At 38.0% G+C, this 12380-nt stretch carries 8 protein-coding genes; 7 read left to right on the top strand and 1 reads right to left on the bottom strand.

All coding sequences use genetic code 11. The features are described 5' to 3' along the window. Positions 1–64: 64 nt before the first annotated feature. Complete coding sequence (locus H9648_RS08225) at positions 65–1465, bottom strand: hypothetical protein (protein ID WP_191753418.1); 1401 nt, start codon at positions 1463–1465, stop codon at positions 65–67. A gap of 236 nt (positions 1466–1701) precedes the next feature. Here H9648_RS08225 and H9648_RS08220 point away from each other — a divergent pair, with 236 nt between their 5' ends. From H9648_RS08220 to H9648_RS08190, 7 genes are all read left to right on the top strand, one after another. Next, positions 1702–5019 (top strand): hypothetical protein, encoded by a 3318-nt coding sequence (locus H9648_RS08220; RefSeq protein ID WP_191753417.1) that lies wholly within the window; start codon positions 1702–1704, stop codon positions 5017–5019. Between the two features lie 62 nt (positions 5020–5081). Continuing rightward, positions 5082–6299 carry an MFS transporter gene (locus H9648_RS08215; RefSeq protein WP_191753725.1) on the top strand — a complete coding sequence of 406 codons (1218 nt, stop codon included), beginning with the start codon at positions 5082–5084 and terminating at the stop codon, positions 6297–6299. Positions 6300–6673: 374 nt separating this feature from the next. Further along, complete coding sequence (gene speD, locus H9648_RS08210) at positions 6674–7492, top strand: adenosylmethionine decarboxylase (protein ID WP_191753416.1); 819 nt, start codon at positions 6674–6676, stop codon at positions 7490–7492. A gap of 164 nt (positions 7493–7656) precedes the next feature. Continuing rightward, complete coding sequence (locus H9648_RS08205; protein WP_191753415.1) at positions 7657–8673, top strand: Bug family tripartite tricarboxylate transporter substrate binding protein; 1017 nt, start codon at positions 7657–7659, stop codon at positions 8671–8673. A 57-nt stretch (positions 8674–8730) separates the two neighbouring features. After that, entirely contained in the window at positions 8731–9192 is a 462-nt protein-coding gene (locus H9648_RS08200) for a tripartite tricarboxylate transporter TctB family protein (protein ID WP_225218804.1), read from the top strand. A 12-nt stretch (positions 9193–9204) separates the two neighbouring features. Next, complete coding sequence (locus tag H9648_RS08195) at positions 9205–10731, top strand: tripartite tricarboxylate transporter permease (protein ID WP_191753413.1); 1527 nt, start codon at positions 9205–9207, stop codon at positions 10729–10731. 65 nt (positions 10732–10796) lie between these two features. Continuing rightward, the gene (locus tag H9648_RS08190; protein WP_191753412.1) at positions 10797–12368 is read left to right on the top strand and encodes an ATP-binding protein; all 1572 of its coding nucleotides are present in this window, start codon (positions 10797–10799) and stop codon (positions 12366–12368) included. The last annotated feature ends 12 nt before the right edge of the window (positions 12369–12380 follow it).

Genomic DNA, 12380 nt, shown 5'->3' with positions numbered 1-12380 from the left:
ATCTTTTAGAAAATAATATGAAAAAGAGGAGGAGGCAACCAGCCCACTCCTCTTTTTCTGCGTATTAAATCAAAAAGATCGCCACAATGGTAGTTACAACTAATCCGATAAAAACAGGTTTTATGTTTCTTCTAGCAAGTTCAAAAGGATCAACTCCGCAGATTGCAGCAGCTGGAATTAACGCCCAAGGGACGAGTGTACCTCCTCCAACCCAGATTGCCGAGATCTGACCAAGTGCTGTTAATGTCGCTGCTCCTGCTCCTATTGCAGTACCAAATATGTTTGCGACAGATCCTGCCAGTGAGATTCCTGAAAATCCTGAGCCATCGAGACCAGTAATAGCTCCCACAGTAGTTAATGTTATGGCGCCTACCTCTTTACTTAACGGAACCACAGAAGCAAGTGCTACACCAAGATCATTAACGATACCATGAGATGTCTTAGGCAGGAACTCACCGATAATCTTAGCAAATCCTGAATCACCTAGATAAAAAAAGGCGGCGATCGGAATAACAGGACCAAACACTTTAAATCCGAATTGGAAACCATCAATCATGTAAGAAGTTGTTTTCTCTAATCCTTTGTTCTTATGGCTGACCATCGTAATTAAAAGCAGAATTAATACAGAGGTACCGCCGATTAGTGCAGTTGCATCTCCGCCTTGTAGATTAAACATGGACATCGCTGTTACATCCATTGCAAACATGACAGGGATAAAGAGAGCAAAGAATCGTTTTTGCTTACTCGACAGCAACTTTAACTCTTGATCACTTGAAGTTTTTACTGGGTTCACAGTAAGCCCTGTACTCTCGTTTAACTTTCCAGACTTCAAGTCCCGCTTTAAAAAGTAGAAAGCCGCTATTGTCGTTACAAGACCCATAACAAACACGAGTGGGATACTCGCATTAATTACTTCACTTACCGGCAAACCTGCGGCATCAGCGGTTAGTTTAGGTGCTGCCTGAATGATAAAATCTCCTGATAGAGCAATACCATGGCCAAACAGGTTCATAGCCATGGCTACGCCAAGTGCAGGAAGACCAACCCGAATGGCAACGGGAAGAAGCACGGCACCCATGAGTGCCACTGCAGGTGATGGCCAGAAAAACCAAGAAATAATCATCATTAGAATACCTATTGTCCAATAAGCGAGTCCGGGTGTTCTAATGAATTTCGAAAATGGAGAGATCATCACATCATTGATGCCTGTTGAGGTCAGAACTCTACTCATGGCAACGATGATTGAGATTACAAGTATTGTAGGAAGAAGCTCAGTGATCGCATAAATAAAACTATTAAAAATACTGCTGACAGAACCCGTTAATGAACTAGTCGCAGTAATAGAGATTAAGAAGATACCGAGAATACTTATTAATGTAGTATCGCGTCTCTTAACCATAAAACCAATGATCAAACCGATAAACACAACATAAATCCAATGCAGCGCTGTTAGTTCAACGCCCATCTGTATTCCTCCCCGTTGAAATGGGCATTTAGCCCTTTCGTGATGTAATACAGAGTATGATGAGAAAGAAAAGGGTGTGAGATGAACTTTTTCACTAATAGTTGTTAGTGACACGTAAAGGTAATTAATGTAAAATTATGACGATGATACAGAAGTTAAGAAAGAGGTAACTACATGTTATCTCTTTTCTTTTTGTTACATACATTCAACAAAGGAGAAGATTAGGGGGGCGTATGATGGACCAGTCCAGATTCATTAAAGATCTTAACGAGTTAAAAGAAGGAGGATATGTAAAAGAGAAGGATTATTTAAAGGTTCTAGATGGTTATTACAGATATAGAGAAGATGTTAGAAAAAAAGAAATTAACGAATCGAATTTACATACAGCAGAAGTTACGAGTGATGAACCTAAACAAAATCCACAGCCAGTAAAAACAGTAGCTCCTCCACCTAATCCAAAAGTGGAAATCACACCTGAACAGAGAAGAGAAAGAAATATTACAACCATTATGGCAGCGGGAGTGATTCTGCTTTTATTAGGAGGACTTACTCTTGCTACAAGCAACTGGGATGTGTTTAGTTCCATTACAAAAACAATGCTAGTTGGAGGTATAGCCTTATTATTTGGTGGCCTTGGCGTACTTTCGGAAAAAATACTTCAGATCAGAAAAACGGCCTTTACGTTCTTTGTTCTGTTTGCCCTGTTTATTCCGATTACCGTACTCTCAGCGGGTTACTTTGAATTATTTGGGGAATGGCTCAGTTTTTATGGAGAGGGAAGATATATATTAGGCGTTATGACGACTGTCGTTTGTGCCCCGATCTATTATTATTTTGGGATGTACTTTAAATCCAAGCTATTCAGCTGGTTTACTTTTGTCGCTATCGCAATTGGGTATGCGTATTTAATCCTTTCGTTTGGATTAACAAAGGAAGCTTTTTATTTTGTTTATGCATTAGGAAATGTAGGATTTATTCTTTTGTATCATTTCAAAAAAGGAAAGCAATCTATATTTCTTCAAATCTTGCCTTTGTTTATACAAGTTAATTTGATTCTATCGACACTGTTCATTTTAATTCTATTTGAGAATCAACTATACCAAAGCTTCAATATTATTTTAACCGCCGTATTATACTTGTCGATGAGAATGGTCAATCAAAGAAAAGAATATGAACTTTTCTTTATCGGTTTTATCACGTACGGTCTTTATCAATTGATTCAAAACTCTCTGTTAATAGAATATCGTTTGTTCTTGATCGTGCTTATACCGATTGTATTAGTGGTGGTTGCTAATTTTTCAGATACAGTATTAAAAAAATATTATCAGCTTGCTAATGGAGTAATATCTATACTTGCTTTCTTATATATAACCGTTGAAGGCGTGCTATTGTCTGTAGGAGAAGGCAGTGTGTGGTTGTTATTAGGGTATCTAGTTTTAGCTGGTAACTTTATATTCTTAAGCTACAACTCTACGTTTTCATTCTTTAAATATTTGGCACCGTTTTATCTATTCTGTGCGTTTATGGAAGTGTATCATGTGACGGGTGATCGCTTTGAAGATTATTGGACTCTAGCAATTGGTATCTCAAGCGCATTATCTTATTCTATCGGACAGTATCTCAAACCACTGAACAGAGCAAGTTTATTAGTCGGTGGTGGAGGATTACTTATTAGTTTTCTATTGTCCTTGGAGTTCGCTCATTATGGTCAAGGAAGTGTGATTTCCGCTATCTTATTCATAATATCTGTTCGTCACTTTTTAATTGAAAATGGAAAAGAAAAAATGGTAGCCACCTGGCTGGTACCGATTTTTACTTTTTTTACTTTCTCTATGTTGGGGATGAAGTACTTGCCATCACCGACATTATCATACTCTTTACTTCTTGGCAGTGTCGTCACTTTAGTAGTCTATCTTTGGCAAAGAAAGCAGAAGCAGCTTGCGACTTCATTTGTTTCAATTACAACCATTACGACGACTATGAATTTCCTGGTCATCTTAGTCGAAAGTGATTTTACGTGGCTAAAGATTCTATCGTCTATTTTCCTAATGATCGTGTTATGGTTTTTCACTAAACATTTTAATTTGGCGATAGGATTCTCTGGGATACAGATTGCATTATTCTTTACACTGAATCATGTAGCAGAACTACTAGGATTTACATTAGGGACTGAGGAATCCGTTTATGCATTCATCATCATTTCCTATTTGTTATTAATGAGTAGCGAGGTATTCCAGAAGATCGACTCAAGCAGTGAATATCCAACGAAGGTTGTATCGCACTTAATCACCTTAATCTTAGGAGTATATGCTTTACTCATAACAACATCAACCGTTCCGTTCATTTTACTTGCGATTCTTTATGGAATGTACGTATACCGTGCTCGTAAAGAATACGAAATCAGGTATAATCTTTATGCTAGTTTGATATTTTTAGCTATTGGTTTCCAATACTTTATTAGAGAATGGCTGACGAATGAAGGTCCTGTTGTTTACAGCATTCTTCTAGCAGGGTTTTATTTTATTTTAAATAATCAATGGAAAACACGATTACGATTCTTCCTTGTACCTTTTTCCGTCATTTTCTTAGGAGAGTATATAACGATTAGAGGATCTGATGAGGTCTTTCTTATTATTCATGCAGCAGCACTAATCGGATTTATATTGTTCTATCAATCGTTAAAAAGGTACTGGAAATACACATCAGTGATCATGTTGATCTACTTAATGATCGATTTAGAAGAATGGTTGTTCATACATCGAATAGCCGCTGAAATGTATTCACTTGCTTGGTTCATCTCAGGCATACTGATTTCACTGGCGGGTATGTATTTCTTTAAAAAGCTATACAGTAAATCTGATTTTGTTCAATTTGATTTCTTTGCAGCTTTTGGATTGATTCATGTACTTACAGGATTGGTGCGATCGGAAAATATGTTAACAACGATTGGTCTAGTCATACTTGCTATTCTTTTTTACGTTCAAGGAAATCGATTCTTGGATGTTTTGATCGGAAAGAGAATACTCCAAACGTGTTCCAGCTTGCTTGTCCTGTTCTCTTATTATTCACTTCTTGATCAATTTGAAATTCCAGAGATTATTCAGACTGAACTCATTGTACTGCCGTGGATCTTATTAAGTTATGTGATCACAAGAAAAATGTGGGACATTTCGGAACGTATAGCTAACCTGATTCAATATGTGTTACTTGGTGTAATAGGGGTAACATTGATGATCGATGCGATAGAGAGCTATCAAGTTATGGATGCGATCATACTTGGTTCTTTATCATTCACTAGCATCATATATGGATTTATCTCCAAGCAAAAAAGTTATTTCTTTACTGGCTTGATCGTACTACTTCTGAATGTCTTGGTTCAAACTCGCCCATACTGGGGGAACATGCCATGGTGGGTATATTTATTATTAACAGGTATCCTTCTCATAGGTTTTGCTAGTTATAATGAATTCAAGAAACAAAAAGGAATTGATTCTCCACCATTAAAGGATATAATTTTAAATAAATGGAAACATTGGTTTGGAGAGTGGAAATAACGTCTCTTCGAATAAGGGGGATTAATAAAGTGGAACAAGATCAAAACAAACCCAAGATCACAATGGGTATGCTTTTTCAAAACAAAGTAATTCGTACCATTCTTTTTTCGGTACTCTTTTTACAGATAGGGATATGGGTTCGTAACTATTCCATCTTATTGTACGTGATAGAAAAAACGAACGAAAATCCAATCGCTGTATCTTTAATATCTGTAGCAGAGTTTGCTCCAATATTTTTGTTTTCATTTATCGGTGGAACGTTTGCTGATAGATGGAAACCCAAAAAGACGATGATTTGGTGTGATTTATTAAGCGCTGTTTCTATCTTTGTTGTATTATTAACGCTGCTTTTTGGAAGCTGGAAAGTCATATTCTTTGCAACGCTCGTTTCATCGATCTTGTCTCAATTTTCTCAGCCATCAGGTATGAAGTTATTTAAGATTCATGTCCCTGAGGAAATGGTACAGTTAGGGATGTCGATGTATCAAACACTTTTTGCTGTATTTATGATTCTAGGTCCAATTCTCGGAACTTACGTATACCAGCAATTTGGGATTACAGCTGCAATCGCAATCATGGGAATAGCGTTCGTATTGTCTGCCGTAATTCTTCTATTACTTCCTCCTGATGAAGAAGTAGAAAAAACGGAAGAGAAACCTTCTATTTGGTTAGAGATGAAAGAAGGTTTCGGCTATGTGCTCAACAGACGCTCTTTAACCTTACTTGGTGCATGTTTCGCCGTAGCCGGGTTAGCTTTAGGCTTAACACAGCCATTAACCGTCTTTTTAGTAACAGAACAACTAGGTCTTCCGAAAGAAGAACTTCAATGGCTCATGGCCGCTTTCGGTACTGGAATGATTCTAGGTGGAGGTTTGACCATCGGAATCGCAAGCAAAGTAAAGCCACAATTATTATTGGCATTAGGTATGGGAGCAAGTGCGATTGGATTTATGATTATGGGATTCTCCGAACATTTCTGGTTAACCTTATCTGCCGAGTTTATAAGTGGTCTATTCATGCCATGCGTTCATATCGGTATCAATACACTCATTCTCCAGAATACGGAGGCTAAATTCATCGGCCGTGTTAACGGAATATTAAATCCATTATTTATGGGTGCGATGGTTCTTACGATGTCCATTACGGGTTGGCTAAAAGAGACATTTTCACTGGTATTGATGTTTGAAGGGGCAGCACTTCTATTTGCAATCGGTATATTAACGATGCTCCCGCTTATTCGACAAAAGGTTGTTCCAGTGGCTGAAGTTGAGAAAGCCTAAATGTAAAAATCCTCAAAAGCTTGGTATGGCTTTTGAGGATTTTTTTTTTGCTTCGTGTTGGCTTAAGCTGAAAATTGCAAAGAGGTTCGTGTCGATAAGTGTCGAGGATTGTAAACTCGTGGATAAACAGCAAAATCTCGTGGATTAAGCCACGAAACTTGTGGATTCATCCCCAAAACTCGTGGATTGGGGTTCTACATTTGTGGATTCACCTTTTATAGACTGATTCTACGGCCAGGAAACAAACCATCATAAAGTGCTGTTTCCCCATTTCATCCTCAAACCGTTTTTTAAATTGTATAAATGGGTATTATAGATATATTTCCATCGTTGAAATGAATATTCAATGTCTAAACATAAGGGGAGTCTAACATATGTCTATCTCACCAGATCAACGAATAACATTACACGGGTTCAATAATCTAACTAAATCGCTTAGCTTTAATCTGTATGACGTTTGTTATACGAAAACGAGAGAAGAGCGAGAAGCTTATCTTGAGTATATTGATGAACAATACAACGCGGAAAGGCTTACGAATATTTTGCAAACTGTTTCCGATACGATTGGAGCTCATGTGCTAAATATAGCCAAACAAGATTATGTGCCTCAAGGAGCCAGTGTTACTGTACTTGTCTCGGAAGGACCAATTGTAGAAGTACCAACCGATTCATTTGATGAAAATTCAACAGCCATGCCAGAATCTGTTGTTATGCAGCTTGATAAGAGTCATCTAACCGTTCATACATATCCTGAGTTTCATCCTGAAGAGGGAATTAGTACGTTTAGAGCTGATATAGATGTTTCTACTTGTGGAGAAATTTCACCGCTTAAAGCACTCAATCATCTTATTAATTCATTCGATATGGATATTGTGACGATGGATTATCGGGTTAGAGGATTTACGAGGGATATAAAAGGCCACAAGCTTTTCATTGATCATGATATCAATTCAATACAAAACTATTTGTCTGCAGATATTAAAAAAACCTATACCATGATTGATACAAATATCTATCAAGAAAATATCTTTCACACAAAGTGCAAATTAAAGAATTTTGAACTCAATAACTATCTTTTCGGTTATACAAAGGATGAAATAGATAGCGATACTCAAGAACACATCACTGGACGGATCAATGCTGAGATGGATGAGATTTTTTACGGAAGAAATATAAATTCATCACAACGTTAACAGCTTGTAGCAATGGATCACTAAGATATTCTTAGTGGTCTTTTTTTCGTGAACAATATGAACAAAATGCATTTTATGCTGTTAAACTTCCATTTAAAAATGTGAATGGTAGGATAATGAAAAGCAAATGAAAGCGCTACCATAAAAGAGGGGGATATGAATAAATGAAAACGAAGAAATGGAAAAATTGGCTTGTAGCAGGCGTCATACTTTCTTCACTAACAGCTTGTAGTACCGGAGGATCAGGTTCAAATGCAGGAGAATCTGATTATCCGAAAAAACCAATAACAGTTGTTGCTCCATCGGGTGCTGGAGGTGGTTGGGATCTTACGGCACGTTCGTTGACCAAAATCTTAGGTGAAACGAAAACAGTTGACCAAACGATGACTGTTGAAAACAAACCTGGAGGAGGCGGAGCTGTCTATCTTGCGGAATTTGCGACACAGCATAAAAAAGATGATTACAAGCTTTATGTGAACTCTCCGCCGATCTTAATCAATAACTTGAAAAAAGAAGGAAATAGTCCGTACGGGTTTAAGGATACGACACCACTTGCACAATTAACAAAAGACTTTGGAGCAATCGTTGTAAAAGAAGATTCAAAATACAACAATCTTAAAGAATTGATGGAAGCTGTTAAAAATGATCCAAAGTCTGTCACAGCAGCTGGAGGATCCGCACCAGGATCTATGGACCATCTCGTAGCTGTTCTACCTGCTTACAAATCTGACATTGATCCTAAAACAGTCAAGTATGTTTCATACGATGGCGGTGGGGAAGCAATTGCAGCCCTTTTGGGGGGCAATGCGGATTATATCGCAACTGATGCTTCTGCGGTAGGTGAATATTTAAAAGCTGGGAAAGTAAAAGTGCTTGGTATTTCTTCAACGGAACGATTAAAAGGTGACCTGGCAGATGTTCCGACATTTAAGGAAGCTGGAATCGATGCAGACTTCACGATTTGGAGAGGTGTCTTCGGACCGAAAGAGATGTCTGATAGTGCAGTGGCATATTGGGATAAAACATTGAAGAAATTAAACGAAAGTAAAGAGTGGCAGGACGAGCTAGAGCGGAACGGCTGGGAATCGGAATTTAAAGATGGTAAAGAATTTGAAACCTTCTTAAAAGATCAAGAAAAACAAGTAGAAGACTTGTTGAAATCATTAGGAATGAATAAATAGATGGGACTTGGAGAAGTATTTCTACTTCTCCTTTTTTCAAATAAGGAGGGAAGTACTTTGCAAACAGGAAAATTTGATCGTTATGCAAGCATCTTATTTGCTTTACTTGGGGCAGCTTTTTTAATAGAAAGCCGCAACATTTCGAAAAGTGCTTATGGAAGTGAAGTCGGACCTAACGTTTTTCCCTTTCTCTTAGGACTTATTCTTATATTACTTAGCGTTAAACTCTTTCTTGAATCTTTTAAAAATATACAAAAAGAAAAAAAGAACACAGAAAGTTTACAGATTAAAAGATTTATCATTATCTTAACTGCAAGCCTTCTGTACGCAGGTTTCATCGAAACACTAGGTTATATATTAAGTACTTTCTTATTTTTGTATGTTTCCTTTCAAGCTATGGAAAGAGGAAGTTGGATAAAAAATGGAATCATTGCTTTGGCTTTCTCATTCTTTGTCTATTTCTTATTCGTTGTTGTGTTGGAAGGTTCTTTGCCTGGAATGCCAATTTGGTTTAGTTAGGAGGGTTTTAGAATGGGAGTTATGGATTTTTTAATGCAAGGATTTCAAACGGCGATACAGCCACAAAATCTATTCTTTGCTTTTATCGGTGTATTAATTGGAACGGCAGTAGGCGTCTTACCTGGAATAGGACCGATGAGTGGTGTTGCACTCTTAATTCCTGTAACAGCTACTTTTACTAGCGGAATGGATCCTTCTGCAGCAGCTACAAGTTCTATCATTCTTTTAGCGGGTGTGTATTATGGAGCTATGTATGGTGGATCTACTACATCCATTCTATTAAACACACCTGGTGAATCTTCATCTGTTGTTACAACACTTGATGGTTATCAGATGGCTCGGCAAGGCAGAGCAGGCGCTGCCTTATCGATCGCAGCAATCGGTTCTTTCTTTGCCGGAATTGTTTCCATCATCGGATTGGTATTATTAGCAGATCCACTTTCAGAGATGGCTTTAAAATTCGGACCAGCTGAATATTTCTCTTTAATGCTGTTAGGCCTTGCCGCAGTTAGTGGCTTGGCAGGAGGATCGATCACGAAGGCATGGATGATGACCGTAACCGGCCTTTTGATCGCCACGATCGGAATCGATGCGGTTTCTGGTGTTGCTCGATTCACCTATGATATTCCTGTTCTATTTGGAGGACTTGAATTTTTAACGGTTGCTGTAGGTCTATTTGCATTAGGTGAGGTATTTAAGACGATTCTGCATAAGGAAGAAGATGCAGAAAAGGTAGCGAAAGTTGGGAGAGTTCTCCCTTCTAGAGCAGATCTAAAAGAAAGTGCTGGACCGATTGCCCGAGGTTCTTTTTTAGGATTCTTTATTGGTGTCTTACCAGGTGCAGGCGCAACACTCGCTTCTTTCTTCTCATATATCGCTGAGAAGAAGATAAGTAAAAATCCTGAAAAGTTTGGAAAAGGTGCGATTGCCGGAGTTGCCGCTCCTGAGTCAGCAAACAACGCAGCTTCAGGAGGAGCAATGATTCCATTATTAACACTCGGAATTCCGGGATCTGGAACGACAGCGATTCTTATGGGAGCTCTTATCATGTATAACGTTCAGCCAGGGCCTTTATTATTTAGTGATCACCCGGACGTGGCATGGGGGCTAATCGCTTCGATGTTTATCGGAAACTTGATGCTTCTTATCCTTAACATGCCGCTTGTTAAGGTTTTTGCGAAAATTATTGAAACACCAGCTAAATACTTGCTGCCTATTATTATCGCTATCTCTGTCTTTGGAGTTTACGCTGTACAAGTAACCACGTTCGATCTGTTCTTATTGATCGGCTTTGGACTTGCTGGATATCTATTAGCACAGAACGACTATCCGATCGCTCCTCTTGTACTCGGCTTAGTCTTAGGACCAATGATTGAAAACAACATGAGACGTGCTTTAACAACATCAAACGGTGATTTTATGGTATTTGTTCAACAACCTATATCTGCATTTTTCTTGGTTTGCGCCGTTCTATGGATTCTCATACCTTTTGTTCTAAGGTTAAAAGGAAAAAATGTTGTTGTAAACGTTGAAGGATAAAAGAAGATAGGTAGAGAAGACTTTCTATTCTAAGAAAGTCTTTTCTATTTCTACGGAGGGAAACTATGAAACTGCAAACAAAATTAATTCTCATCAGCTGTTCCCTAATCTTTTTAGTGATCGCCATATTAGCGGTTATCTTTCAAAATATGTTTGAAGACACGATGAAAAGTCAAATTGGGGAGAGGGCCCTAAGTGTTTCTTATGCGGTAAGTAACAACCCACTTATTATTGATGCGTTTGAAAGTGATGAACCCTCTAAATCGATCCAGCCTTATGCAGAAAAGATCAGAAAGAAGACTGGAGCTCATTACATCGTAGTTGGAAACAAAGAAGGTGTTCGTTATTCACACCCCATAAAAGAACGAATTGGGAAGAAAATGGTAGGTGGTGACAACCAAAAAGCCCTATCAGGTGAACCGAGTATAACTGAAGCAACAGGTTCTCTAGGTCCAGCTGTGCGAGGAAAATCACCTATTAGAAATAATGACGGCGAAATTATTGGATTGGTATCAGTAGGTTTTCTAACCGATCAAATTAAAGAGGAGATTTGGCCGTATAAATTAAAGATTATCATTATAGGTACCATTACTTTGCTGTTAGGAACACTCGGTTCTGTAATGATTGCAAAAGGAGTAAAAAGAGCCACCCATGGATTAGAACCAAAAGAGATCGGATTGTTATACAAAGAAAAAAGCGCGATCTTAGAAGCGATTCGAGAAGGGGTGATCGCTGTTAATCGGGAAGGTGAAATAACACTCGCAAATCACACTGCTCTTCAGATGCTCCAAACAGGAAGTGAGAATCTAATCGGCAAAAATGTGTTAAGAGCAATACCAAATACAAGATTACTTGATGTCATTGCTTCTGGTCAAAATGAATTTGACGAACAGATGAAACTCGGAAACACGAAAGTTATCGCAAATCGCATTCCTATATTAGATGATCATGATCAAGTAATAGGGGCTGTTGCGACATTTAGAAACAGAGATGAGCTTTATCGATTAAATGAGGAACTCGCGCAAGTTAAAAGCTATAGTGAGGGCTTAAGAGCTCAAACTCATGAATTCTCAAATAAACTGTATTTAATTTCAGGTTTGATTCAATTAGGTTCTTATCAAGAGGCACAAGACATTATTACGAAAGAATCAAATGTTCATCAAAACTTTACACAATTTATCATGGATTATATTTCTGATCCTTATATAGGCGGTTTGTTAATCGGTAAGTTTAATCGTTCAAACGAACTGAGAGTTGCCTTTACAATTGATTCTGCCAGTCAATTAAAAGATATACCTGACTCGATTGACCGACAATTTCTTGTTACCATTATTGGGAATTTAGTAGACAATGCAATGGATGCTGTAATGGAGTCCGGAACGCATGACCCAATAGTAAAAATCAGTCTTTCTGATTACGGAGAACAGCTGATCATGGAAGTTGAAGATAATGGAGAAGGAATTCCTGAGAATATCGCTAATATGTTATATAAAAAGGGATTCTCTACAAAAGGACAAGATCGTGGATACGGTTTATTTCTGATCAAACAAGCTGTAGAAGTATTAAACGGTCAAATCTTTTATGAGAGAACAAAAGCTGATACAACGCTTTTCACTGTTATAATCCCGAAAGAATAGAGGATAGACATC

It is taken from the genome of Fictibacillus norfolkensis (genome assembly GCF_014836645.1).
GTDB classification, from domain to species: domain Bacteria; phylum Bacillota; class Bacilli; order Bacillales; family Fictibacillaceae; genus Fictibacillus; species Fictibacillus norfolkensis.
This window is presented reverse-complemented; position numbering and strand designations above follow the sequence as displayed.

What these genes read in the sequence shown, in the direction of transcription:
- speD (WP_191753416.1), top strand. Translation starts at nt 6,674, where the DNA reads ATGTCTATCTCACCAGATCAACGAATAACATTACACGGGTTCAATAAT.
- H9648_RS08205 (WP_191753415.1), top strand. Translation starts at nt 7,657, where the DNA reads ATGAAAACGAAGAAATGGAAAAATTGGCTTGTAGCAGGCGTCATACTT.
- H9648_RS08190 (WP_191753412.1), top strand. Translation starts at nt 10,797, where the DNA reads ATGAAACTGCAAACAAAATTAATTCTCATCAGCTGTTCCCTAATCTTT.
- H9648_RS08225 (WP_191753418.1), bottom strand. Translation starts at nt 1,465, where the DNA reads ATGGGCGTTGAACTAACAGCGCTGCATTGGATTTATGTTGTGTTTATC.
- H9648_RS08215 (WP_191753725.1), top strand. Translation starts at nt 5,082, where the DNA reads ATGGGTATGCTTTTTCAAAACAAAGTAATTCGTACCATTCTTTTTTCG.
- H9648_RS08220 (WP_191753417.1), top strand. Translation starts at nt 1,702, where the DNA reads ATGGACCAGTCCAGATTCATTAAAGATCTTAACGAGTTAAAAGAAGGA.
- H9648_RS08195 (WP_191753413.1), top strand. Translation starts at nt 9,205, where the DNA reads ATGGGAGTTATGGATTTTTTAATGCAAGGATTTCAAACGGCGATACAG.